31 protein-coding genes are annotated in these 23,365 nt (G+C 69.5%); 28 read left to right on the forward strand and 3 right to left on the reverse strand.

Annotated features, from left to right (window positions below):
* The 19 genes from rplX (at nucleotide 1) to HMPREF0043_RS08660 (ending at nucleotide 10,768) form a co-directional block, all read left to right on the forward strand.
* A complete protein-coding gene (gene rplX / locus HMPREF0043_RS08570) occupies nucleotides 1-408 on the forward strand; it encodes a 50S ribosomal protein L24 (protein WP_021602649.1) in 408 nt (135 codons plus the stop codon).
* The gene (gene rplE / locus HMPREF0043_RS08575; RefSeq protein WP_021602650.1) at nucleotides 405-950 is read left to right on the forward strand and encodes a 50S ribosomal protein L5; all 546 of its coding nucleotides are present in this window, start codon (nucleotides 405-407) and stop codon (nucleotides 948-950) included. Before rplX ends, rplE begins: the two co-directional genes overlap by 4 nt.
* Nucleotides 951-952: 2 nt before the next feature.
* Nucleotides 953-1,138: a type Z 30S ribosomal protein S14 gene (locus HMPREF0043_RS08580; RefSeq protein WP_021602651.1), complete on the forward strand. Its 186-nt coding sequence runs from the start codon at nucleotides 953-955 to the stop codon at nucleotides 1,136-1,138.
* Between the two features lie 54 nt (nucleotides 1,139-1,192).
* Complete coding sequence (gene rpsH, locus HMPREF0043_RS08585) at nucleotides 1,193-1,591, forward strand: 30S ribosomal protein S8 (protein ID WP_021602652.1); 399 nt, start codon at nucleotides 1,193-1,195, stop codon at nucleotides 1,589-1,591.
* A gap of 11 nt (nucleotides 1,592-1,602) precedes the next feature.
* Complete coding sequence (gene rplF, locus HMPREF0043_RS08590; protein ID WP_021602653.1) at nucleotides 1,603-2,139, forward strand: 50S ribosomal protein L6; 537 nt, start codon at nucleotides 1,603-1,605, stop codon at nucleotides 2,137-2,139.
* Nucleotides 2,139-2,510 (forward strand): 50S ribosomal protein L18, encoded by a 372-nt coding sequence (gene rplR / locus HMPREF0043_RS08595; protein ID WP_021602654.1) that lies wholly within the window; start codon nucleotides 2,139-2,141, stop codon nucleotides 2,508-2,510. The genes rplF and rplR overlap by 1 nt, the downstream gene beginning before the upstream one ends.
* A 25-nt stretch (nucleotides 2,511-2,535) precedes the next feature.
* Nucleotides 2,536-3,237: a 30S ribosomal protein S5 gene (gene rpsE, locus HMPREF0043_RS08600; protein WP_021602655.1), complete on the forward strand. Its 702-nt coding sequence runs from the start codon at nucleotides 2,536-2,538 to the stop codon at nucleotides 3,235-3,237.
* Nucleotides 3,237-3,419 carry a 50S ribosomal protein L30 gene (rpmD, locus tag HMPREF0043_RS08605; RefSeq protein WP_040318224.1) on the forward strand — a complete coding sequence of 61 codons (183 nt, stop codon included), beginning with the start codon at nucleotides 3,237-3,239 and terminating at the stop codon, nucleotides 3,417-3,419. Before rpsE ends, rpmD begins: the two co-directional genes overlap by 1 nt.
* Entirely contained in the window at nucleotides 3,419-3,892 is a 474-nt protein-coding gene (gene rplO / locus HMPREF0043_RS08610; protein ID WP_021602657.1) for a 50S ribosomal protein L15, read from the forward strand. The genes rpmD and rplO overlap by 1 nt, the downstream gene beginning before the upstream one ends.
* Before the next feature lie 205 nt (nucleotides 3,893-4,097).
* The gene (gene secY / locus HMPREF0043_RS08615; RefSeq protein WP_021602658.1) at nucleotides 4,098-5,387 is read left to right on the forward strand and encodes a preprotein translocase subunit SecY; all 1,290 of its coding nucleotides are present in this window, start codon (nucleotides 4,098-4,100) and stop codon (nucleotides 5,385-5,387) included.
* A gap of 33 nt (nucleotides 5,388-5,420) precedes the next feature.
* Nucleotides 5,421-6,005 carry an adenylate kinase gene (locus HMPREF0043_RS08620; RefSeq protein ID WP_198010315.1) on the forward strand — a complete coding sequence of 195 codons (585 nt, stop codon included), beginning with the start codon at nucleotides 5,421-5,423 and terminating at the stop codon, nucleotides 6,003-6,005.
* Nucleotides 6,006-6,024: 19 nt separating this feature from the next.
* A complete protein-coding gene (gene map, locus HMPREF0043_RS08625) occupies nucleotides 6,025-6,846 on the forward strand; it encodes a type I methionyl aminopeptidase (RefSeq protein WP_021602660.1) in 822 nt (273 codons plus the stop codon).
* 163 nt (nucleotides 6,847-7,009) lie between these two features.
* Nucleotides 7,010-7,231 carry a translation initiation factor IF-1 gene (gene infA / locus HMPREF0043_RS08630; protein WP_021602661.1) on the forward strand — a complete coding sequence of 74 codons (222 nt, stop codon included), beginning with the start codon at nucleotides 7,010-7,012 and terminating at the stop codon, nucleotides 7,229-7,231.
* Nucleotides 7,232-7,275: 44 nt separating this feature from the next.
* Nucleotides 7,276-7,389, forward strand: a complete 114-nt coding sequence (rpmJ, locus tag HMPREF0043_RS08635; RefSeq protein WP_021602662.1) for a 50S ribosomal protein L36 — start codon at nucleotides 7,276-7,278, stop codon at nucleotides 7,387-7,389.
* Nucleotides 7,390-7,531: 142 nt separating this feature from the next.
* Nucleotides 7,532-7,903, forward strand: a complete 372-nt coding sequence (rpsM, locus tag HMPREF0043_RS08640) for a 30S ribosomal protein S13 (RefSeq protein ID WP_040318206.1) — start codon at nucleotides 7,532-7,534, stop codon at nucleotides 7,901-7,903.
* A 25-nt stretch (nucleotides 7,904-7,928) separates the two neighbouring features.
* Entirely contained in the window at nucleotides 7,929-8,339 is a 411-nt protein-coding gene (rpsK, locus tag HMPREF0043_RS08645; protein WP_040318207.1) for a 30S ribosomal protein S11, read from the forward strand.
* Between the two features lie 144 nt (nucleotides 8,340-8,483).
* The gene (locus tag HMPREF0043_RS08650; protein WP_021602666.1) at nucleotides 8,484-9,488 is read left to right on the forward strand and encodes a DNA-directed RNA polymerase subunit alpha; all 1,005 of its coding nucleotides are present in this window, start codon (nucleotides 8,484-8,486) and stop codon (nucleotides 9,486-9,488) included.
* 29 nt (nucleotides 9,489-9,517) lie between these two features.
* Nucleotides 9,518-10,042 (forward strand): 50S ribosomal protein L17, encoded by a 525-nt coding sequence (gene rplQ / locus HMPREF0043_RS08655; RefSeq protein ID WP_021602667.1) that lies wholly within the window; start codon nucleotides 9,518-9,520, stop codon nucleotides 10,040-10,042.
* A gap of 219 nt (nucleotides 10,043-10,261) precedes the next feature.
* Nucleotides 10,262-10,768 (forward strand): DUF2510 domain-containing protein, encoded by a 507-nt coding sequence (locus HMPREF0043_RS08660; protein ID WP_021602668.1) that lies wholly within the window; start codon nucleotides 10,262-10,264, stop codon nucleotides 10,766-10,768.
* Between the two features lie 80 nt (nucleotides 10,769-10,848).
* Here HMPREF0043_RS08660 and HMPREF0043_RS08665 read toward each other — a convergent pair whose 3' ends face one another.
* The gene (locus tag HMPREF0043_RS08665; protein WP_021602669.1) at nucleotides 10,849-11,754 is read right to left on the reverse strand and encodes an ROK family protein; all 906 of its coding nucleotides are present in this window, start codon (nucleotides 11,752-11,754) and stop codon (nucleotides 10,849-10,851) included.
* Between HMPREF0043_RS08665 and HMPREF0043_RS08670 the strand changes: the two genes are divergently transcribed.
* The 3 genes from HMPREF0043_RS08670 (at nucleotide 11,753) to HMPREF0043_RS08680 (ending at nucleotide 15,679) form a co-directional block, all read left to right on the forward strand.
* A complete protein-coding gene (locus tag HMPREF0043_RS08670; RefSeq protein ID WP_021602670.1) occupies nucleotides 11,753-12,631 on the forward strand; it encodes a tRNA pseudouridine synthase A in 879 nt (292 codons plus the stop codon). The two genes, HMPREF0043_RS08665 and HMPREF0043_RS08670, sit on opposite strands and share 2 nt — an antisense overlap.
* Nucleotides 12,632-12,752: 121 nt before the next feature.
* Entirely contained in the window at nucleotides 12,753-14,318 is a 1,566-nt protein-coding gene (locus HMPREF0043_RS08675) for an FGGY-family carbohydrate kinase (RefSeq protein WP_021602671.1), read from the forward strand.
* An 11-nt stretch (nucleotides 14,319-14,329) separates the two neighbouring features.
* Nucleotides 14,330-15,679 (forward strand): sn-glycerol-1-phosphate dehydrogenase, encoded by a 1,350-nt coding sequence (locus tag HMPREF0043_RS08680; protein WP_021602672.1) that lies wholly within the window; start codon nucleotides 14,330-14,332, stop codon nucleotides 15,677-15,679.
* A gap of 111 nt (nucleotides 15,680-15,790) precedes the next feature.
* Here HMPREF0043_RS08680 and HMPREF0043_RS08685 read toward each other — a convergent pair whose 3' ends face one another.
* Entirely contained in the window at nucleotides 15,791-16,495 is a 705-nt protein-coding gene (locus HMPREF0043_RS08685) for an NAD(P)H-binding protein (RefSeq protein ID WP_040318208.1), read from the reverse strand.
* 105 nt (nucleotides 16,496-16,600) lie between these two features.
* Here HMPREF0043_RS08685 and HMPREF0043_RS08690 point away from each other — a divergent pair, with 105 nt between their 5' ends.
* The 6 genes from HMPREF0043_RS08690 (at nucleotide 16,601) to HMPREF0043_RS08715 (ending at nucleotide 22,228) form a co-directional block, all read left to right on the forward strand.
* On the forward strand, nucleotides 16,601-17,944 hold the full coding sequence (locus HMPREF0043_RS08690; protein ID WP_021602674.1) for an LssY C-terminal domain-containing protein: 1,344 nt from the start codon (nucleotides 16,601-16,603) through the stop codon (nucleotides 17,942-17,944).
* A gap of 79 nt (nucleotides 17,945-18,023) precedes the next feature.
* Complete coding sequence (locus HMPREF0043_RS08695; protein ID WP_084432479.1) at nucleotides 18,024-18,740, forward strand: DJ-1/PfpI family protein; 717 nt, start codon at nucleotides 18,024-18,026, stop codon at nucleotides 18,738-18,740.
* Between the two features lie 163 nt (nucleotides 18,741-18,903).
* Complete coding sequence (gene rplM / locus HMPREF0043_RS08700) at nucleotides 18,904-19,347, forward strand: 50S ribosomal protein L13 (protein ID WP_021602676.1); 444 nt, start codon at nucleotides 18,904-18,906, stop codon at nucleotides 19,345-19,347.
* 25 nt (nucleotides 19,348-19,372) lie between these two features.
* Nucleotides 19,373-19,861 carry a 30S ribosomal protein S9 gene (gene rpsI / locus HMPREF0043_RS08705; protein ID WP_021602677.1) on the forward strand — a complete coding sequence of 163 codons (489 nt, stop codon included), beginning with the start codon at nucleotides 19,373-19,375 and terminating at the stop codon, nucleotides 19,859-19,861.
* Nucleotides 19,862-20,052: 191 nt separating this feature from the next.
* On the forward strand, nucleotides 20,053-21,399 hold the full coding sequence (gene glmM, locus HMPREF0043_RS08710) for a phosphoglucosamine mutase (RefSeq protein WP_021602678.1): 1,347 nt from the start codon (nucleotides 20,053-20,055) through the stop codon (nucleotides 21,397-21,399).
* Nucleotides 21,400-21,505: 106 nt separating this feature from the next.
* Nucleotides 21,506-22,228 (forward strand): DedA family protein, encoded by a 723-nt coding sequence (locus HMPREF0043_RS08715; RefSeq protein WP_051317505.1) that lies wholly within the window; start codon nucleotides 21,506-21,508, stop codon nucleotides 22,226-22,228.
* Between the two features lie 180 nt (nucleotides 22,229-22,408).
* Here HMPREF0043_RS08715 and coaA read toward each other — a convergent pair whose 3' ends face one another.
* Nucleotides 22,409-23,350: a type I pantothenate kinase gene (gene coaA, locus HMPREF0043_RS08720; protein WP_021602680.1), complete on the reverse strand. Its 942-nt coding sequence runs from the start codon at nucleotides 23,348-23,350 to the stop codon at nucleotides 22,409-22,411.
* Nucleotides 23,351-23,365 lie beyond the last annotated feature (15 nt).

Below are 23,365 nucleotides of genomic sequence, written 5' to 3' on the forward strand. Positions count from 1 at the left end.
ATGGCGAAGATCAAGAAAGGCGATCTGGTCCAGGTCATCGCAGGGCGGACCTCGGACGCGAAGAAGCTCGAAGAGCGCAACGCGCGCCGCGCGGAACTCGGCCTCGATCCGCTCAAACCGGGCGACAGAGGAAGGCAGGGCGTCGTCCTGTCCGTCGACCGCCGCCGCAACCGCGTCGTGGTCGAGGGCGTCAATCGCGTGACGCGCCACGTCAAGGCCGGCCCGAACGGCGGAGGTGGCATCGAAACCGTCGAGGCCCCGATCCACATGTCCAAGGTCGCGCTCGTCGGCCCGGACAAGAAGCCGGTCCGCGTCGGCTTCCGCGAGGTCGAGGTCGAACGCGACGGCCGCACCAAGGTGATGCGCGAGCGCATCGGCCGCCGCGCAGGTAAGGAGATCGAGCTGTGACACCCCGCCTCAAAGTCAAATACCGCGAGGACATCGTCCCCGCGCTGACGGCCGAGTTCAAGCACGGCAACCTCCACGAGGTCGCCAAGCTCGAGAAGATCGTCGTCAACATGGGCGTCGGTGACGCGGCCCGCGACTCCAAGGTCCTGGAGGGCGCGATGGCCGACATGGCCGTCATCACCGGGCAGAAGCCCCAGGTCTCCAGGGCCAGGAAGTCCATCGCCCAGTTCAAGCTGCGCGAAGGCCAGGCCATCGGCTGCCACGTCACGCTCCGCGGCGACCGCATGTGGGAATTCCTCGACCGTCTGCTGTCGACCGCGCTGCCGCGCATCCGGGATTTCCGCGGGCTTTCCCCCAAGCAGTTCGACGGCCACGGCAACTACACCTTCGGACTGACCGAGCAGACCGTGTTCCACGAGATCGACATGGACAAGATCGACCGCGTGCGCGGCATGGACGTCACGGTCGTCACGACCGCCTCGACCGACGAGGAAGGCCGGTTCCTCCTGCGTCGGCTCGGCTTCCCCTTCAAGGAGGCGTGACGATGGCCAAGACCGCTCTGAAGAAGAAGCAGGCGCGCGAACCCAAGTTCGGGGTCCGCGCCTACACCCGGTGCAATCGCTGTGGCCGGCCGCACTCCGTCTACCGCAAGTTCGGCCTGTGCCGCGTCTGCATCCGCGAACTGGCCCTGCGAGGCGAGCTTCCGGGTGTCACCAAGTCCAGCTGGTAAACGCTACGTCGCAGGTCCGGAAGGGAAACCGCGACGAGGAAGGGCAAGCGCCCAATGTCAATGACTGACCCCATCGCAGACATGCTGACGCGTCTGCGCAACGCCAACTCGGCGTTCCACGATTCGGTGTCGATGCCGTACTCGAAGCTCAAGGCGAACATCGCCGGGATCCTCGAGCGCGAGGGCTACATCGCCGGATTCGACGTCGAAGAGGCGAAAGTGGGCAAGACGCTCACACTCAATCTGAAGTTCGGTTCCAACCGCGAGCGCGCGCTCGCCGGCGTTCGGCGCGTGTCGAAGCCGGGCCTGCGCGTGTACGCGAAGTCCACCAATCTGCCCAGGGTTCTCGGCGGCCTCGGCGTGGCGATCCTCTCCACGTCCTCCGGCCTGCTGACGGACCGCGAGGCCAAGGACAAGGGCGTCGGCGGGGAAGTCCTCGCCTACGTCTGGTGACGGGAGGGATTATGTCGCGTATTGGCAAACAGCCCGTCGCGGTTCCGGCCGGCGTCGATGTCTCCATCGACGGCCAGCACGTCACCGTCAAGGGCCCCAAGGGAACGCTCGAGCACACCGTCGCCGAGCCCATCGCCGTGAAGCTGGAGGACGGCGCCGTCTCGGTGACCCGCCCCGACGACGAGCGCACGTCGCGCTCGCTGCACGGCCTGACCCGCACGCTCATCGACAACATGGTCGTCGGCGTGACCCAGGGCTACTCGAAGGCCATGGAGATCGTCGGCACGGGCTACCGCGTCGTGGCGAAGGGAGGCGACTTGGAGTTCTCCCTCGGCTACTCGCACACGATCCTCGTCAAGGCCCCCGAGGGCATCACCTTCACGGTCGAGTCCCCGACGAGGTTCTCGGTCAACGGGATCGACAAGCAGCAGGTCGGCGAGCTGGCGGCCAACATCCGCAAGCTCCGCAAGCCCGAGCCCTACAAGGGCAAGGGCGTCAGGTATGCCGACGAAGTCGTGCGCCGCAAGGCTGGAAAGGCTGGTAAGTGATGGCCGTAACCGTCAAGGGCAAGGGCAAGCACGTCTCCCGCGCGCGCCGCCATTTCCGTCTCCGCAAGAAGGTCGCCGGCACCCCCGAGCGCCCCCGCCTCGTCGTCTCCCGATCCAATCGGCACATGATGGCCCAGATCATCGACGACTCCGTCGGTCACACGCTCGTGTCCGCCTCGACTCTGGAGAGCGGGCTTCGCGGGCTGGCCGGGAACAAGGTAGACAAGTCCCGCAAGGTCGGGGAGCTGGTCGCCGAGCGAGCCCTGGAAGCCGGGATCTCGGCGGTCGTCTTCGACCGCGGAGGCAACAAGTACCACGGTCGAGTGGCCGCTGTGGCAGAGGGCGCCCGCTCCGCCGGGCTGACACTGTGAGCGCCGAGAGCGAGGAGAGGTTGTAATGGCTGCACAGCAGCGTGGACGGGCCGCAGGAGGCCCGGAAGAGAACTCCGGCGAGCGCCGCGGGCGTCGCGACTCGCGTCGCGGTGACCGCCGCGAACGCCGCAACGACGACAGGAACGCCTACATCGAGCGCGTCGTCGCCATCAACCGCGTGGCGAAGACCGTCAAGGGCGGACGCCGCATGTCCTTCACCGCGCTCGTCGTGGTCGGGGACGGCAACGGCACCGTCGGCGTCGGCTACGGGAAGGCCAAGGAGGTGCCGGTGGCCATCGCCAAGGGCACCGAGGAGGCCAAGAAGAGCTTCTTCAAGGTTCCCCGCATCGGCAAGACGATTCCCCACCTGGTTCAGGGCGAGGACGCCGCGGGCATCGTCCTGCTCCGTCCCGCATCCCCCGGAACGGGCGTGATCGCCGGCGGCCCCGTGCGGGCCATCATGGAGTGCGCGGGCATCCACGACGTCCTGAGCAAGTCGCTCGGGTCGTCCAACGCCATCAACATCGTGCACGCCACGGTCGCGGCCCTCAAGGGCCTCGAGCAGCCCGAGTCGGTCGCCGCCCGCCGCGGCCTGCCGCTCGAACGCGTGGCGCCCGAGGCGATGCTGCGGGCTCGCGCCGAGGCCGACGCCAAGGAGCGCGCCGACAAGCAGGTCGAGGCCGTCAAGGCCGAGAACGAGGCCGCCGTCGCGGGAGTTGGTGCATGATGGCGCAGTTGAAGATCACACAGGTCAGATCCACCATCGGTGGAAGGCAGAATCAGAAGGACACCCTTCGCACCCTCGGTCTGCGCCGGATCGGCCAGTCCGTGGTTCGCGAAGACCGTCCCGAGGTGCGCGGCGCCGTCCGCACCGTGGCGCACCTCGTCACCGTGGAGGAGGTTGACTGATGGCTGATGGGAAGTCTCAGGCCCGGTCCGCCCGCGTGCTCAAGGTGCACCACCTGCGCCCCGCACCGGGGGCCAAGACCGCCAAGACCCGCGTGGGCCGCGGCGAAGGGTCGAAGGGCAAGACGGCCGGACGCGGCACGAAGGGCACGAAGGCGCGGTATCAGGTTCCCGCCCGCTTCGAAGGCGGGCAGATGCCGATCCACATGCGTCTGCCCAAGCTGCGCGGATTCAAGAATCCGTTCCGCGTGGAGTACCAGGTCGTCAACGTCTCGGCCCTCGGCGAATTGTTCCCGCAGGGCGGGGAGGTCACGGTCGAGGACCTTGTCGCCAAGGGGGCCGTGCGCGACGGACATCCGGTGAAGATCCTCGGACAGGGCGACCTGGCGGTCAAGCTCGACGTGACCGCCGACGCATGGTCGGCCTCCGCCAAGGAGAAGATCGAAGCCGCCGGAGGAAGCGTCGCCGGCCGCTGATCCGACGGTAATGCCCCCGCTCGCCCGCGGGGGCATTACCCTTTGACACATGTTTCCCGCGAGCGGGCGCTCCCGGGTATAGTTAGCGAGGTGGCGCGGGGACGCCACCGGCAATATGCTTCTCGTCAGGCGGGTACACCGTCCGCCGGAATCTGGGCGGCGCTCATAGCAATCGAATGCGGTCATACCGCAATCTGGAGGAACCTTGATCAAGGCGTTCGCGGCCGCGTTCCGCACCCCCGATCTCAGGCGCAAGCTACTGTTCACCGTGGCCATCATGGCTATCTACCGCATCGGCACGTTCGTGCCCGCGCCCTTCGTCTCGCTCGCCAACGTCCGGGAGTGCACGGAGAAGGCGGGCGACGACGGATTCCTCGGGATGCTCAACATGTTCTCCGGAGGGGCGATGCTCCAACTGTCGGTCTTCGCCCTGGGGATCATGCCCTACATCACGGCTTCCATCATCATCCAGCTGCTGGGCGTGGTCATCCCCCGGTTCGAGCAGCTGCGCAAGGAAGGCCAGTCGGGCACGGCCAAACTCACCGAATACACCCGCTACGTGACGATCGGACTGGCCCTCCTGCAATCCTCGGTGTTCATCTCCCTGGCCAACACCACGCTGTTCCGGGACTGCAAGTCCCAGATCATCCCCGCGGCCTCGCCCATGAAGTACGCCATGGCGGTCCTGGCCATGACAGCGGGAACCGGCCTGATCATGTGGCTCGCCGAGCTCATCACCGAGCGCGGCGTCGGCAACGGCATGTCGATCCTCATCTTCACCGGCATCTGCGCGAATTTCCCGGGGATGCTGTACGGAGTGGTCAAGTCCGACGGCGGCTGGGTGCGCGCCGTGATCGTCGTGACCGTCTTCCTGGCCATCACAGCCGTGGTGGTCTTCGTCGAACAGTGCCAGAGGCGCGTCCCCGTCCAATACGCCAAACGCGTGATCGGACGCCGCACCATCGGGGGGTCGACCACCTATCTCCCGATCAAGATCAACATGGCCAACGTCATCCCGGTCATCTTCGCCTCCTCCATCCTGGCGCTCCCCCAGATGATCTCCTCCTTCGGAAGCCAGAACTCGGGGTGGGTGCAGTTCATCAACCGCCACTTCCTCGACCATCAGAGCTGGAGCTACTTCACTTTCTACGCCCTGCTGATCTTCGGGTTCACGTTCTTCTACGTGGCGATCACCTTCGACACGGACGAAGTGGCGGACAACATGAAGCGCTACGGCGGCTTCATCCCCGGAGTGAGAGCCGGGGCACCGACCGCCGAGTACCTCAAGCGCATCTCCTCGCGCATCACCTGGGTGGGCGCCACTTACCTGACGATCGTGGCCCTCGTCCCGACGATCATGTTCGCGCAGATGGGCGTCCTCCGGGGCGGATTCGGCGGAACTTCGATCATGATCCTCGTGGGCGTCGGGCTCCAGACGGTCAAAGACATCAACGCTCAGCTTCAGCAGCGCCATTACGAGGGATTCCTGCGCTAGGGCGCAGCGCGCCGAGGGAGAGGGAAGGTCTCAATGTCTGTACGAATGGTCCTCGTCGGTCCCCCCGGTGCGGGCAAGGGAACCCAGGCCGAGGCGGTCACCCGCAAGTTCGGCGTCCCCGCCGTCTCCACGGGGGCGATCTTCCGCGCCCACACCGAGGCGGGCGACGAACTCGGCCGGCTCGCGGACTCCTTCACGTCCCGCGGCGAGCTCGTGCCCGACGAAGTGACGGATCGCATGGTCGAGGCGCGCCTCGACCAGCCCGACGCCGCCGGGGGCTTCCTGCTGGACGGATACCCCCGCAATCTCCACCAGGTGGCCAGTCTCGACGCCATGCTGGCCAGGCGCGGCACCGCTCTCGACGTCGTCCTGGAGATCACGGCGGACGACGAGGCGGTCGTGGCGCGGCTCCTGGGCCGAGCCGCCCAAGAAGGCCGCAAAGACGACACCGAGAAGGTCATCCGCCACCGGATCGCCCTCTACCACGAGACCACCGAGCCGCTCATCGCCGAATACCGCTCCAGGGGCGTCCTCGTGTCCGTCGACGGGATCGGCGGGATCGACGAGGTCGCCTCCAGGGTCTGCGACGCGCTGGACGCCTACCTCGAATCGCGCTGACGGCCGTCGAGTACAGCCGATGCCCATCGAGTACAAGTCCGACGGGGACATCCTCGGCATGCGCGCCGCGGGACTCGTCGTGGCCCGGATCCACGAGGCGCTTCGCGCCGCGGCCCGCCCGGGGGCGACGACCGCCGAGATGGACGCCGTCGCCCTCGACGTCCTCGCCTCCAGCGGGGCTCGGTCGAATTTCCACGGGTACCGGGGCTATCCTGCGCAGATCTGCGTGTCCGTCAACGACGAGATCGTCCACGGCATCCCGGGGGAGAGGGTTCTCCAGGCGGGCGACCTCGTCTCCTTCGACTGCGGAGCCGTCCTCGACGGATGGCACGGCGACGCCGCGTTCTCCGTCGTCCTCGACGGAGGCGACAGATCGACGCGGCAAGCCAGGGAGCGCCTGTGCGCCGTCACTCGCGAGGCCATGTGGCGGGGTGTCGCCGCACTCGCCGCGGGACGGCGCATCGGCGACGTCGGCAGGGCCATCGACGACTACGTCGTGAGCCTGCCCGATCCTCCGGGCATCGTCGAGGACTACGTGGGGCACGGCATCGGCTCGGCCATGCACCAGGAGCCCGACGTCCCCAACTACCGCACCCGTTCGCGCGGTCCCAAGCTCAGGGCCGGCATGGTGCTGTGCGTCGAGCCGATGCTGACCGCCGGCGATCAGGCCAACCGGACGCTGGAGGACGGGTGGACCGTCGTCACCGCCGACGGCTCGGACGCATGCCACTGGGAGCACGAGGTGGCCGTCCACTCCGGCGGAATCTGGGTGCTCACATCGCCCGACGGGGGAGCGCAGGCCCTCGCGCCCTTCGGGGTGACCCCCGTTCCCCTCGGGTGACCGGTGACAGAGCGCACGACCGGTGACCGAGCGCACCGAAACCCGGCTTTCCCCGAACTCGATGGAGATGTAGCATAGATCTTTGGCACGTTCTGCCCGCAGGCGGATCGGCCTCGGCCTCGCGCAACCCGGTGCGGGTCCGATTGTAGCGTTAGCGAGGGTTATGGCGAAAAAAGATGGCGTCATCGAAGTGGAGGGATCGGTCGTCGAGGCCCTTCCCAACGCGATGTTCCGCGTCGAACTGGAGAACGGGCATATCGTGCTCGCGCACATCTCCGGCAAGATGCGCCAGCATTACATCAAGATCCTGCCGGAGGACCGCGTGGTGGTCGAACTGACCCCCTACGACCTGTCCCGCGGCCGGATCGTGTACCGCTATAAGTGATCCCGAGTGTCGACCGCCCGAACCGGCGGCGAGGAAGTGCAAGAATGAAGGTCAAGCCCAGCGTCAAGAAGATCTGCGACAAGTGCAAGGTGATCCGTCGCCACGCGCGCGTCATGGTGATCTGCGAGAATCCTCGGCACAAGCAGCGTCAGGGATAGTCCGGCGCGGCGGGCGCCCCGCCCGCATCCACGCACTGCATGCCTGAGGCACACCTCCGGTCCGAAGGCCGGGGCCTCGCGGTTCGAACCGCGGAGGGTCGCAGTGCTCCACACCTTCGGAATGACAATAGGAGCTGAGAAATTGGCACGTCTGTCCGGCGTCGATCTGCCCCGCGAGAAGCGGATCGAGATCGCGCTCACCTACATCTACGGCATCGGCCGCACCCGTTCGGCCGAGACGCTCGCCGCCACCGGCATCAGCCCGGACGTCCGCGTGCGTGACCTGACCGAAGACGATCTGGTCAAGCTGAAGAACCACATCGACGAGAACTACAAGGTGGAGGGCGATCTTCGCCGCGAAGTCCAGTCCGACATCCGCCGCAAGATCGAGATCGGCTGCTACCAGGGCCTGCGGCACCGCCGCGGCCTGCCCGTGCGCGGCCAGCGCACGAAGACGAATGCGCGCACCCGCAAGGGCCCCAAGCGCACCGTCGCAGGCAAGAAGAAGAAGTAAGCAGACCGGGAGAAGAAAGTAGACCATGCCTTCGAAGACTCGTCAGGCCTCCGCCGGCAACCGCCGTCCGCGTCGCAAGGAGCGTCGCAACATCGCCGTCGGCCAGGCCCACATCAAGTCGACCTTCAACAACACCATCGTCTCGATCACGGACCCGACGGGCGCCGTCATCGCCTCCTGCTCCTCCGGGCAGGTCGGGTTCAAGGGCTCGCGCAAGTCCACGCCGTACGCCGCGCAGCTGGCGGCGGAGAACGCGGCCCGCGCCGCCATGGACCAGGGGATGAAGAAGGTGGACGTATTCGTCAAGGGCCCGGGTTCGGGCCGCGAGACCGCGATCCGCTCGCTCACCGCGTCCGGCCTCGAAGTCACGTCGATCTCTGATGTGACCCCCCAGGCATTCAACGGCTGCCGTCCGCCCAAGCGTCGCCGGGTGTGACGGACCGGATGCCGGCCGCGGGACCGCCGTCGCGCCTCCCGGGCCGGCCATCGGCGGGGTCCCCCGCCGTCTTCCGCTGGTCGGACAGAGGGCCGCGGGAAGGATGGACGTCAAATAGCGGGCGTCCTCGAAAGGAAATGAATCGTGCTGATCGCACAGCGTCCCGTCCTCACTGAGGAGCAAGTCTCCGAGCGCCGCTCGCGCTTCCTGCTCGAGCCCCTCGAGCCGGGCTTCGGCTACACGCTCGGCAATTCCATGCGTCGCACGCTGCTGTCGTCGATTCCCGGCGCGGCAGTCACGTCGGTCCGCATCGACGGGGTCCTCCACGAATTCTCCACGATAGCGGGAGTGAAGGAGGACGTCGCGGACATCATCCTGAACCTCAAGGACCTCGTCGTCTCCTCGGAGAACGACGAGCCGGTGCTCATGTACCTGCACAAGCAGGGGCCCGGCGAGGTGACGGCCGCCGACATCACCCCGCCGTCCGGCGTGGAGATCCACAACCCCGACCTGCACATCGCCACCCTCAACGACAAGGGCAAGATCGAGATCGACCTGACCGTCGAGCGTGGCCGAGGCTACGTCTCGGCGGCCCAGAACAAGGGCTTCGACGACGAGATCGGACGCATCCCCATCGACTCGATCTACTCACCGGTCCTCAAGGTGTCGTACAAGGTCGAGGCGACCCGCGTCGAGCAGCGCACCGATTTCGACAAGCTCATCGTCGACGTCGAGGTCAAGCCGTCCACGACGCCTCGCGACGCGCTCGCCTCCGCGGGCAAGACCCTCGTCGAGCTGTTCGGCCTGTGCGTCGACCTCAACAACGAGGCCGAGGGCATCGAAATCGGCCCCGCTCCGGTGGTGGAGACCCAGTCCTCCGACCTTCAGCGCCCGATCACGATCCTCAACCTCCCCGCCCGTTCGCAGAACTGCCTGCAGCGCGAAGGGATCCGAACCATCGGCGAACTCATCCAGCGCTCCGAAGCCGACCTCCTGGACATCCGGAACTTCGGCGCGAAGTCGATCGAGGACGTCAAGGACGAGCTCGCGAAACTGGATCTGCGGCTCAAGGACTCGCCGGCCGGATTCGTGTCCACCTACGGCGACGAAAGCTACACGATGCAGTTCAGCGACGACTCGCAGGCCTGAAGCCCGCACTTTTCATAGGAGACACTACAATGCCCAAGCCCAGTAAGGGCCCCCGCCTGGGCGGTTCGGCCGCCCACCAGCGCCACATCATCGCCAACCTGTGCAAGGACCTCATCCGCCACGAGGCGGTGACCACCACGCAGGCGCGCGCCAAGGTCGTACAGCCCCACATGGAGAGACTCATCTCCAAAGCCAAGCGCGGCGACACCCACAACCGCCGCCTGGCCCTGAGGACCCTCGGCGATCGCGAACTGGCCTACATCCTCTTCGAGGAGCTCGCCCCCAAATTCGCCGAGCGCGACGGCGGCTACACCCGCGTCGTCAAACTCGGCAATCGCAGAGGCGACAACGCGCCCCTGGCGCGCATCGAACTCGTGACGGAGAAGGTCTCGCCGAAGCAGGCGGCCGTCCGCGAAGCCGAGAAGGCCGCCAAGAGGGCCGCCGCTGCCGAGGACGGGAAGGCCGAGGACGAGGAGGCGACGCGGGAGCCCGAGGCCTCCCAGACGGACGCCGAACCCGAGGCGCAGGACGCCTCGACGCAGGCCGGAGCCTGACGGGCGGCGGCCAAGCCGGCGTTTCGACGGCGGGCGGAGCATCGAGGGATGTCCCGCCCGCCGTCCTTTACATCCCCTGCCGCCCTCTCACGCCTTTGAGGCGCCGCCCCCGTGGTTCGGCGGCCGCCTGCGGACGGCGCCGCGCGGATAGTCTGGATAGGCTGGCCCATCGCGCAACCCGCGGCCGCCGTGGCAGACTCCGGCCGAAGGAGGAAACGTATGAGTCTCAGCCCCGGATGGTACCCCGATCAAGAAGACGGCTCCTACGAGCGCTACTGGAACGGCGTCGAATGGAGGGACCGCCGCCCTCGCGGCGCGGCACAGCGATGGGAGGCCGACGACGCCGGAGCCGGAGGCTCCCCGGGGGCGCCGGCCTGGAACGCGGAGGGCTCCCAGCCGTCCCTGGCGCGCGGCGACGCCTACGGCGACGAGGCCCAGGGGTGGAACTCCCAGTCGTCCCTGGCGCGCGGCGAGGGCCTGTCGAAAAGCCGGCGGCGGCGGGAACCGATCAGCACCCTCATCGAGGGAATCGTCCTCATCGTCATCATGCTGTCGGTAGTGTGCCTCCTGGGCTTCATCCTGTTCACCGCCATCTCCGACGGTTCCGTCGGCCTGAACGCCGGCTTCGCGGTCCTAGCCGGCATAGCCCTCCTCTCTTCGGCGTTCCTAGTCATCGGAATCGTCAATGTCGTCAGATGGTTCTCCAGCCACAGGCGGCGGCGATAGCCGGCTCGCCGCTCGGGCGGCCGGCCACCCCCCTCTACCCGGCCATCACCGATCGAGGCGTGCTCATTGCGACGTCGCGGTCACCCCCTTCTGCCCGGCCGCGCGAGCGCCCACGCCCGCACTCCGCCGTTCATGCCCGCGGCATTCGGGATGAAGATGACGTTCTCGTCGAACTTGGCCCGCACGCCCGTGCTGATCCGCGCGGAATTGCCGCCGCCGATGTAGAGCTTGTCCCACCGGAAGACGGGCCACAGGCTGTCGATCGCGCGCAGGACCCGCCGAGACCACGCGGAGTCGCCGAGCCGGATGCGCTCGGCCTCGCCGACGACGTCGTCGTACGTCAGCCCCCATCGCGCCTGCGCGTGGGACACCTCCAGGTGGGGGGCGAGCCGCCCGTCGTCGACGAGGGCCGTGCCCAGGCCCGTGCCCAGCGTGAGGACGAGCTCGCAGCCGCGGCCCGAGACGACGCCCGCCGCGGCGATCTCGGCGTCGTTGAGCACCAGCGCGGGCACGTCGAAGCGCTCGGCGAGCGCCTCCTCCATGTCCAGGCGGTCCCACGCCGCCGCCAGCTCCGGTTCGACCTTCGTGTGCGGGCCGGCCCTGCGGATGTAGTGCGGCGTGTAGACGACGACTCCCCGCCGGATCATCCCGGGCATGCCAAGCGTCATCCGCTCGAAGCCGTCGAAGGCCTGCGCATGGGAAGTGACGATGCGCAGCAGATCCGCGGGGGAGAAGGGGTAGCGCACGGCCGTGCGCTGGGCCGTGCCGAGTTGGAAGCCCGCCCTGTCGAAGAGCGAGCTCTTGATGCCGCCGCCGCCGCAGTCCACGGCCAGCGTCCTCGGCGCGAGCCCCGCGGCGGAGGCGTCCGCCCGCCGGGCGTGTTCGCGGCCCGCCGCGCCTGCGCGCTCCGGCGAGTCCGCGATCTGAAGGCCCTCCGCGCTCGGATCGGGGGGGCCGGGAGGCCGCGTGTGGGAAACTGGCGTCATGGACTCGACGGTATCGCATTCGCTCCGCCTGCGCTTCGACCTCGCCTACGACGGGACCGATTTCCACGGCTGGGCACGGCAGGAGGGGCTGAGGACCGTCGAGGGCCTCCTCGCCGCGGCCCTCGACACCGCCACCGGGGCGGCGCACCGCTTGACGGTCGCCGGCAGGACGGACGCCGGCGTCCACGCCCGGGGGCAGGTCGTCCACGTCGACGTCGGCGAGGCCGAACTCGACAGAGCCGTCGGACGCTCGGGCCTGGAGGCGACCGAGGCCCTGCGCCGGCGGCTGGCCGCGCTGCTCGCCCGCGAATCGGACGGCCCGAGGGGGACGTCGGACCTCGTCGTCACGAAGGTCTCCTACGCGCCCGCCGGCTTCGACGCCCGCTTCTCCGCCCTCTCGCGCAGCTACACCTACCGGATCTGCGACGACCCGCGCTCCTACGACCCGCTCCGCCGCCGCGACGTCCTGTGGCTAGGGGAGCGCCTCGACGTCGACGCGATGAACCGCGCGGCGCGCCCGCTGCTAGGCGAGCACGACTTCCTCTCCTACTGCAAGCCGCGGGAGGGGGCGACGACGATCCGCGAGCTCCAACGCCTGGAGGCCGTGCGCACCGCGGGGCTCGTTGAGGTGACCGCCCAGGCGGACGCCTTCTGCCACTCGATGGTCCGCGCGCTCGTCGGCGCGCTCATGCGCGTCGGGACGGGACGCCGCGGCGAGGACTGGCCCTCCAGGCGCCTCGCGGAGCGCTCGCGGGACACGGGAGAAGCGGTGGTCGCCCCGCCGCACCCGCTCACGCTCGAATCCGTTCGCTACCCGCCCGACGGCGAGTTGGCCGGCCGCGCCCGCCTGACCCGGGCCCGCCGGGACTGCGGCTGACCCGGCCGCGGCTGACCGGCTCGAAAGCGCGGCCTTCCGGGATTCCAGGCGTTGACGCAGCCCACGGGCGCCGCGGATACTGGGGATGACCGAACTATGTCTACCAAGGGAGCGAGACAAGATGAGTGCGGCATTCATGGGGATCGACCTGGGCACCGGCGGATGCAGGGTCGGCCTCTTCGACGACGAGGGGACGCCCCTCGCATTTCACGACACCCCCGTGGCGTCCCTGTATCCGCGGCCCAGCTGGGTGGAGCAGGACGTCGACGAATGGTGGGCGGCCCTGCGGAGCTCGGTCCGCGGGGCCTTGGACGCCTCGGGGGTCAGCCCCCGCGACATCGCCGGCATCGGCTACGACGCGACCTCCGCGACCCTCGTGGCCCTCGACGGCGAGAACCGCCCGCTGCGCAACGCCATCATGTGGTCCGACGTGCGTGCGAGGGAGCAAGCGCGCCGGGCTTCGGCCATCGACCACTGGGCGCGGCTCTACAACGGCGGCGGCGGAGACGACGCCTCGGCGGAGTGGTTCGTCTTCAAGGCGATGTGGATGAAGGAGGAGGAGCCCGCGCTGTGGGAGAGAGCGCGCTGGGTGCTCGACGCCCCCGACTGGCTCGGTCTCCTCCTGACCGGCGTGGCGAGGACCAATCTGACGTCCGCCTCCCTGAAGATGTACCACAACGCCGACCACGGCGGCTTCCCGCTCGACTTCTACGCCGAGCTCGGCATCGGCGACCTCATGGACAAGCTCCCCGGCGACGTCCAGCCCATGGGCGCCGGCCTGGGACGGCTGACCGCATGGGCCGCCCGGGAGCTCGGGCTGCACGAGGGCGTCCCCGTCGCCCAGGGCGGAATCGACGCCGAGGCGGGGATGATCGGAATGGACGTCCTGCGGCCGGGACGGTCGGCCCTCATCACGGGCTCGAGCAACTGCCTCCTGTCCCAGAGCGCGACTCCCCTGTACGGGCCTGGGATCGTGGGCGCGCACACCGACGCGCTCGTCATCGGCCAGTACACGCTGGAGGCCTCGCAGGTCTCGACCGGATCGATCAAGCGCTGGTTCATGGAGACGATGGCCAAAGACCTGGTCGAGGCCTCCACGAGGGGAGGCCCCTCCCCCTACGAGGTCATGAACGACCTGTCGAAGGACATTCCGCCCGGCTCGGACGGAATCCTGATCGCCGAGCACTTCCAGGGCAACCGCAGCCCCTACACGGACGCCAGAGCCCGGGGGACGATCACCGGCCTGAGCCTGCACCACCGCCGCGAGCACATCTACCACGCCATACAGGAGGCGACCTGCTACGGGCTGGAGTTGAACCTGCGCACGCTGCGCGCGGCGGGATACGAGCCGACGTCGATCGTGGCCTGCGGCGGCGCCCTCTCCAGCGCCCAATGGCTGCAGATGCACGCGGACGTCACCGGCCTGGGCATCACCGTCACGCAGGTCCAGGACGGGCCCGCCCTCGGCTCGGCGATGATGGGGGCCGTCGCCGCCGGACGGTTCGCCGACCTGCACGAGGCGGCCGCGGCGATGGTCCATGACCGGGACGTCATAGAGCCCGACCCCGCCCGGCACGAGGAGTACCGGTTCTGGATGGAGCAGTACGAGGCGATCTACCCGGCCCTGCGCCCCGTCCAGCACGCCGTGGCCGAGCACCTGTCCGGCGCAGACGAGCCGGGACGATGAGAGGAGCAACGATGAAGAATGACGACACCGTCGCCAGGGGCCTCGCCCAGGCCGAGAGCACGAAGACGATCGAGGTCGGACGCGGCGTCCTCGCCGACAGCGGCCGAATCCTCGCCGACACCCTCCTAGCCGGCGGGCGGCCGGCCCTGCTCGTCGCCGACGAGCGGACCTGGGCGGCCGCCGGCGCCGCAGTCGAGGAACGGCTGCGCCGGGCGGGGGCCCGCCTCGCCGAGCCGATGGTCTTCCCGGGCAGCCCGACCCTCTACGCCTCCTACGACAACTGCGAGGAGATCCGCGAGCGCCTGCGCGAAACCGGGGCACTCGGCGTGGCTGTGGGCTCGGGGACCGTCAACGACCTCGTCAAACTGGCCTCGGGCGAACTCCGCCAGCCCTACGCCGTCGTCGCGACCGCGGCCTCCATGGACGGCTACACCGGTTTCGGAGCTCCCATGACCCGCGGCGGGCTGAAGATCACGATGCCCTGCCCCGCGCCGCTGGCCGTGATCTTCGACCTCGACGTGGCCGCCGCCGCCCCGCGCCCGATGGCCGCCTCGGGGTACGGCGACCTGTCGGCGAAGATCCCCGCCGGCGCCGACTGGATGTACGCCGACGCCCTGGGCGTCGAGGCGATCCACCCGCTCGCCTGGGAGCTCGTCCAGGGAGGGGTGCGCGAAGCCCTGGCGCAGCCGGGAGAGCTCGCGGCGGGCGTGCCCGAGGCCTACGAGGGGCTGTGCTCCGGCCTGGTCATGTCGGGGTTGGCCATGCAGGTGGCCAGAGGGACCCGCCCGGCCTCCGGAGCCGAGCACTACTTCAGCCACCTGTGGGAGCTCGACCACCTGGGCGCCGAACTCGACCCTCCGCTCAGCCACGGCTTCAAAGTGGCGATCGGGACCCTGGCGATGACCTCCTTCCACGAACGATTCCTCGCCCGAGACCTCGCCGGCCTCGACGTGGATGCCGCCGTCGGGCGGTGGCCGTCCTGGGAGGAGATCGAGCGGGACATCCGAGGCACGATGTCGGGGCCGCTCATCGACAAGGGCATCAACGAGACCCGCGAGAAATACGTGGACGCCGACGCCCTGCGCGTGAGGATCGACCGGCTCGTGGAGTCGTGGCCGCGGCTGCGGTCCCGGCTGCGCGATCAGCTCATGCCCGCCGAACGCCTCCAGCGGATGCTGGGGGAGGCGGGCGCCCCCACTCGGCCGGAGGACATCGGCCTGTCCGTCGACGACGTCCGCCAGGCCTTCCCGCGGGCGATGTACTACCGCTCCCGGTACACGGTGCTCGACGTGGCCCGCGAACTGGGGTGGTTCGAGGAGATCACGGAAGAGGTCTTCGCCCCGGGAGGCGTCTGGACGTGAGCCGCTCCCTCGCCGCGCGCGGGCGGTGCTGCCGCCCAGCGAGATACCGCCATTGAGACTGTGCCCCCGTACATGCGCAGGCGGTGCGGGGGCACAGATGGGGCTTCGGCCTCACGCGAGGCGGGACCCGGACAGGTCGGAGAACTCCGTGCCGACCCTGGCCACCGCCTCCGCGATCGGCGTGGGACCGTCCTGGAAGGGGATCACCTTGCCCGCGGTGCTCGCGTCGGCCAGCACCGCCGCGACGACCTCCGCGACGTTCGCCCGGGATGTGCGGGCAGGGCCGTCCGCGCCCTGGGACGGGCGCCCCACCGCGATCCGGCCCGTCGGCTCATCGGCGGTCAGGGTTCCGGGCCCGAGGATCGTCCAGGCCAGACCGGTGGACTGAAGGTACCGGTCCGCCGCGATCTTGGCCTTCGCGTAAGCGTGGAGCGGATGGTCGGCCGGCACGGGGTCGTCGCCGAACGAGCCGTTCCACGAGACCATGACGTAGCGAGGCACGCCCGCCTGGAGGGCCGCCTCCATACTGCGGATCGCCGCGACCCGGTCGACGGCGTCGGTGCGACCCGGACCGCCCTTGCCGCCGGCCCCCGCCGACCAGACGACGGCGTCCGCACCGTCGAAGGCCGAGACGAGCTCGGCGGTCGAGGCGGTCTCGACCGAGAGCGCCAACGGCGCGGCGCCCGTCCGGGCGACGTCCGCGGACTGGCCCGGATCGCGGATGAGGGAGACGACTTCGTCGCCGCGCGCCGCGAGGATGGGCGCGAGGAGGAGAGCCACCTTGCCGTGGCCGCCGACGATGACGATGCGGGACATGCTGAACTCCTCACTGTGGGCTTCCACGATCATCCACCGGCGGGCCGGCGCCGAGCCACGGCTCTCAGCGCACGGCGAACGCTCCCGCGATGCGACAATGGGGGCATGGCCTACGAGAACGAGGAGGCGCCGAGCGCAGGCGAAGCACCCGCGTCGCGACGCCCGGGCGCCGGCGTCGACCCACGGCCCGTCCGGGCCGTGGAGCGCACCCCGTCCGAGCGGTACCCGGTTCCCGTCGGGCGCCCCCGCTACGCGAGTGCGCCCAGGAAGGTCAGCGGGCGCCGCAGGACTCCCGTCTGGGACGCGGTCGCCTCGGTTTTCGTCGTCGTGGCCCTCGCCCTCGTCCTGTGGTTCGCAGGCGAGATCCTCATGAGGGGACGCCCGGGGGACCCCGCCTGGGGCGCCTACCTCGTCGTCTTCTGGGGGCTCGTCGCCTACCTGGCGCTGCCCCGGATCCACCAGCTGTTCACAGTCCTCTACGTCCCCGACTATTTCATCGGGCGGACCCGCACGGGCGACGGCATCCTCGGCGACCCCGTCAACCTCGCCTTCGACGGCGCGCCCGAGGACGTCCACGCGGCCATGCAGGCGGCGGGCTGGACCCTCGCCGACGACGTGACCCTGCGTTCCTCCTGGAGGATCGTGAAATCCTCTCTGCTGCGCCGCTCCTACCCGAACGCCCCCGTCTCCGACCTCTTCCTCTTCGGCAGGCGGCAGTCCTTCGCCTATCAGCAGGAAGTGGACGGCCACCCCTCGCAGCGCCACCACGTGCGCTTCTGGCCCACGCCCGAAGGGTGGCGCCTTCCCGGCGGCCAGCGCGTCGACTTCCTCGCGGCGGGAACCTACGACCGCTCCGTCGGCCTGTCGAGCTTCACCGGGCAGATCACCCACAGGATCGACGCGGACACCGACGCCGAACGCGACTACGTCGTCGACACGCTGAGATACGCCGACCACGGCGTGGACGTGCGCGTGATCGACGGATTCTCCACCGCCTACCACTCCCGCAGCGGCGGGGGAGACGCCATCGAAACCGACGGCGACCTTCCCGTCGTCGACGTCTCCGACGCGGCGGAGAGGAATCCCGAGCCGGAGGCGCCCGCCGCCGAGACGGGGCTCGCCCGCCATCACGTCCCGCCGACGCCGCTGTTGGTCACGGGCATGCTGTCCGCAGGAGGGCTCCTCCTCCAGGCCGGCTTCGTCTTCGCTGGCCGGACTCCCGCCGCGGCTCTGCTCACGTCGGGCTTGAACGCCGCCCTCTTCCTCTTCACGGCCGCCCGCTTCCGGTGGGCGTGGGTGGGGCTCATGGCGGTTTCGTCCTCGACCTGCGCGATGCGCCTGGCCCTCGTCGGCGGGGCCGAGAGCGAAGCCTTCGTCGACGCGGGCTTCTCCGTGCTCGTCGTGCTCGCCGTGAGCTCCTCCTCGGTGCGCGCCTGGGTGCGCGAGTAGAGAGGAATCCGCGAGGGGAGGAGGGAGAGGCGCGGAGGCCGGCGAGGCGCCGAGCCGGAGCAGGTGCCATAATGGCACCGTGAGCCCGCGCCGTGTGTCCGTCGTGCTGTTCGACGGATTCGAACTCCTCGACGTCTTCGGACCGGTGGAGCTGTTCGGCATGGTCCCCGGCAAGGTCGACGTCGAATTCGTCGGTCCGCAGGCGGGGGCCGTCGCCAGCGGTCAGGGCGCGCAGGCGATCGCGACCAGCGGCTACGCCGCCGCCGCGCCTGCGGACATCGTCCTCGTTCCCGGAGGCCGGGGCACGAGACGCCTCGTCGCCGACGGCCGCTTCCTCTCCTGGCTGCGCGGCTGGGCGGGTTCCGCCTCCCTCGTGACGTCGGTGTGCACGGGGTCGGCGCTCTTGGCCGCCGCGGGCCTGCTCGACGGCTACGACGCCACCTCGAACAAGCGGGCCTTCGACTGGGTGCGGACGCACGGGGAGGACGTCCGCTGGATCCGGCGGGCGCGCTGGGTGGAAGACCGCGACCGCTGGACGTCCTCGGGCGTCGCGGCGGGGATGGACATGGCCGTCGCTCTGCTCGGACGCCTCTTCGGCGACGCCGTCGCCCGCGAGGCGGCGTCCCGAGCCGAGCTCGACGTGCACGGGGACCCGTCCTGGGATCCCTTCGCGCAGACCGCGGATCCCCCGCCGCCGGGCCGCACCGGCGATAGCCCGGCGGAGCCGGCAGACGGCTCCGGGCTCCCCGCACGGCCTGCGACGGGAGCGCGTGCGACTTCACACCCCGGGTTTTGACCGGCCGCGGCGGGGGGGCGTAGGATTTACCCTTGTTGTGCATGCTGCATGCGCGGCGCCTTCCCACTCGCCGCCTCAGCGTCCACCACATCTCTAAGCTAAACCCGTGGGTGCCGCACGCTTCTTTTCAGCGGCCCCGATATGAGAAACGAAGGCTACGCCCGTGCGCACGTATTCACCGAAGCCCGGCGACGTCGAGTCCACGTGGTATCTCATCGATGCCGCAGACGTCGTCCTTGGCCGACTGGCAACGCAGGTTGCCGCTCTGCTCCGTGGGAAGCACAAGCCGACCTATGCTCCGCACCACGACGGGGGCGATTTCGTCATCGTCGTCAACGCCGACAAGGTCGTGTTGACCGGAAGCAAGCACGAGCAGAAATTCGCCTATCACCATTCCGGGTACCCGGGTGGCCTGAAGGCGACCTCCTACACGGAGCTGCTCGCCACCCATCCCGAGCGCGCCGTTACGAAGGCGGTCCGGGGGATGCTCCCCAAGACGCGCCTCGGCCGCAAACAGCTGACCAAGCTGAGGGTCTACGCGGGGGCCGAGCACCCCCACCAGGCACAGCAGCCCGAGCCCTTCGAGCTCAAGAAGATCACTCAGTGAATTTTTCCCGAACAGGACACAATTAATGGCTGAGACCACAATCGACACCGAGCTGGCTGAGGAATTCAGCGGCTCATACACATCGGAGAGCGAAGCTCCCCGAGTCGGCCGGGGATCCTCCCTGACCGCCCCGGGCCAGGCGCTCGGCCGCCGCAAGGAAGCCGTCGCCCGCGTCCGCCTCATTCCCGGAAGCGGCGAATGGAAGATCAACGGGCGCACGCTCGACGACTACTTCCCGAACAAGCTGCACCAGCAGCTCGTCCGCTCGCCCTTCGCACTCCTCGACCTGGAGGGCCGCTTCGACGTCGTCGCCCGCATCAACGGCGGAGGCGTCTCCGGCCAGGCCGGCGCACTCCGCCTGGGCATCGCGCGCGCCCTCAACGACATCGATCGCGACTCGAACCGTCCCGCACTCAAGAAGGCCGGTTTCCTGACCCGCGACGCCCGCGCCGTCGAACGCAAGAAGGCCGGGCTGAAGAAGGCCCGCAAGGCCTCCCAGTTCTCCAAGCGCTGACGCGCCTCCCTCCTTTCGATACGGGCCCCGCCGAGCGGGGCCCGTACGCGTGCGCGGCCAGCGGCGGAGGCTGCGTTCGGCCGGGCCGTGCACGGCGGCCCCAGCCGCCGGGCCGCCCGTGGGACGCCTGGAGCGCGGCCCGCCGTCGGTGCCATACTGGACGCACACCTACCGGAGAGGAATGAGCGACAATGGCCCGACTGTTTGGCACCGACGGCGTGCGAGGACTCGCGAACCGGGATCTGACCCCGCGCCTGGCGATGGACCTGGGGGATGCGGCCGCACGAGTCCTCGTCGGCGCCGGCGGCGGGCGAGCCCGCAGGCCGCGCGCGGTCGTCGCCCGCGACACGCGCCTGTCGGGCGCCATGCTCGCCCAGGCGGTCGCCGCGGGTCTCGCGGGGGCCGGCGTGGACGTCGAGGGCGTGGACGTGCTGCCGACCCCCGGCCTGGCCTATCTGACGGCCAGCCAGGACGTCGACCTGGGCGTCATGATCTCCGCCTCCCACAATCCCATGCCCGACAACGGCATCAAATTCTTCGCCCGCGGAGGCTACAAACTCGAGGACTCCCTCGAAGACGGGATCGAATCCATCCTCGGCGGGCAGTGGCAGCGGCCCGTCGGCGAGGCCGTCGGGCGCATCGAGGACGCCGCGGAGATGTCCGGCGCCTACGTCGACCACCTGGTCGGCTCGATCGACGCATCCCTGGCCGGGCTGCGCATCGTCGTCGACTGCGCGAACGGCGCCACGAGCGACGTGGCGCCCGAAGCCCTGCGCCGGGCGGGGGCGGACGTCGTCGTCATCAACGCGTCTCCCGACGGGATCAACATCAACGCCTCGTGCGGATCCACCCACCCCGAGCAGCTCCAGGCGGCGGTCGTGGCCTCCGGCGCCGACTTCGGCATGGCTTTCGACGGGGACGCCGACCGCTGCCTCGCCGTGGACGCCGAGGGCAGGCTCGTCGACGGCGACCAGATCATGGGGCTGCTGGCCATCGCGATGAAAGCCCGCGGCGAACTCGACTCCAACGCGCTCGTCGTCACCGTCATGTCCAACCTCGGCCTCATCCTGGCCATGCGGGAGGCGGGGATCGCCACCGTCCAGACCGCCGTCGGCGACCGGTACGTGCTGGAGGCCATGCGCATGGGCGGCTACGTCCTGGGCGGCGAGCAGTCGGGGCACGTCATCAACCTCAACCACGCGACCACGGGGGACGGCACGCTCACGGCCCTCCTCGTCGCCGCCGAGGTCGCCCGCACGGGCAGGACGCTCGCCGAACTCGCCGGGGTGGTCCGGCGGCTGCCGCAGACCCTCGTCAACGTCTCCGGGGTCGATCGCGCCGCCGCGTCGACCGACCCCCGGCTCGCAGACGCCGTGCACGCCGCAGAAGAGAGACTCGGCACTACCGGGCGGGTTCTTCTGCGCCCGTCGGGAACCGAACCACTCGTTCGTGTTATGGTCGAAGCCGCAACTCAGGACGAAGCCGACGCCATAGCCCACGAGTTGGCAGACGTTGTCAAGGAACGGCTCAGCCTGTGACCTTCGGGCGTCGACACCGCGGCCGTCCGAGGGCCGGCTCGCGCGCAGACGCGGGCCGGGCGCATTGTTTGTTCGCATTGGTCGCGCGCTTGAAACGGAGAACGCTGTGGAAGCCTTCCTGGCGATAGAAGAATGGGTCGTGCGCATGGGCGCCTCGTACTGGGCGCTCGCATGCCTCCTCGTCTTCTGCATAATCGACGGCCTGCTCCCGATTCTGCCGTCCGAAACGCTCATCATCGCCCTGGCCGCCCTCATCCCCTTCGGAGACGGGCCGAACCTCATCCTCCTCATCGCCACCGGCGCCTTGGGAGCGCTCGTCGGCGACCAGTTCGCCTTCGCCGTCGGGCGGCGGTTCAACGTGGAGAGGACCCGGTTCTTCCAGCACGGAACGGGCAAGCGGGCCGCCGACGCCGCACGGCGGGGCCTGGCCCGGCGCGGCCCGATCTACATCCTGGCCGCCAGGTTCATACCCATCGGCCGGGTGGCCGTCAACCTCATCGCGGGCGCCACGCACTATCCGCGCCACCGCTTCATCCCGCTGACGATCATCTCGGGGCCGATCTGGGCCACGTACTCCGCCCTCATCGGGCTGCTCGCCGGCCACGTCCTGGAAGGCCACCCCCTCGTCTCGATGCTGATCGGAGTGGCGGGCGGAATCCTCCTCGGCTTCGCCATGAACTGGATGATCGAACGCTTCTTCTCCCCGAAGGACGCGCAGGACGACGCCGGCGGCGGGGGCGGCGAGAAGCGCGGAGACGGGCCGCACCGGGCCGGCGACGCATCGACGCCCGAGGGCACCGGCAGGCAAGAGGCCCCGGTCCAGGCGTAGACGGTTCGATCCGCGCTCGGACGGCTCGGGCTCGCGTGAAGTCGAGCCCCTCGAATAGGTTCCTCTCCGCTATGGCCGCGCTCGGGCCCGTATGGGGTCTCCGGCACCTCGCGGTCCGGCACCCGGCGGCTCCGAGCGCCGGTCCGCCGGGTGCCGGACCCGTCCGGCGTCGGCGCCCGCTCAGAGCTTGCGCAGCAGCACCCGCTCGATGACGTGGTCGGGCCCCTTGCGCAGCACGATGTGGGCGCGCGAGCGCGTCGGGGCGATGTTCTCCAGGAGATTAGGGCGGTTGATCGCATTCCAGATGCCCGTGGCCCGCTCGACGAGCTCGTCGACCGGCATGTCCGCGAACTGGTGGAAGTACGCGCCGGGCTGGTTGAAGGCCACGTCGCGGAGCTTGACGATCCGGTCCAGGTACCAGCTCATGATGTCCGCCTCGTCGGCGTCGACGTAGATCGACAGGTCGAAGAAGTCCGAGACCGCCAGCGGCTCGCTCGCCCCCGGCCTGGGCGGCTGGAGGACGTTGAGCCCTTCGAGGATGAGGATGTCGGGGCGGTGGACCTCGATGTGCGCGTCGGGGACGATGTCGTAGGTGACATGGTCGTAGATGGGCGCGCGTACGCGGTTCCGGCCCCCCTTGACCGCCCTGAGGAAGTCGATGAGGGCGTGGCGGTCGTAGGACTCGGGGAATCCCTTGCGCTCCATGAGCCCGCGCCGCTCCAGCTCCGCGTTCGGATAGAGGAACCCGTCGGTCGTCACCAGCTCCACCCGCGGCGTCGCGGGCCAGCGACGCAGGAGCTCGCGCAGAAGGCGGGCCGTCGTCGACTTGCCGACCGCCACCGACCCGGCGATGCCGATGACGAAGGGGGTGCGGCCCTCCTTCAGCCCGAGGAACGCCGATGTCTTGGAGTGCAGAGCCCCGACCTCGGCCGTGTACATCTGCAGGAGCGCCGACAGCGGACGGTAGACGGCGTCCGCCTGGCGCAGGTCGATGGGGTCTCCCAGGGCGGACAGGCGCCGGATGTCGGAATGCGTCAGGGGCAGTGGCGTCGCCTGGGCCAGCGCGGCCCACTGGTCGTGGCTGAAGGTGACCACGTGCGACGACGGTGCGGATAGGTCCATGGTGAACGAGTGTAC

It is taken from the genome of Actinobaculum sp. oral taxon 183 str. F0552, assembly GCF_000466165.1.
Classification (GTDB): Bacteria; Actinomycetota; Actinomycetes; order Actinomycetales; family Actinomycetaceae; genus Peptidiphaga.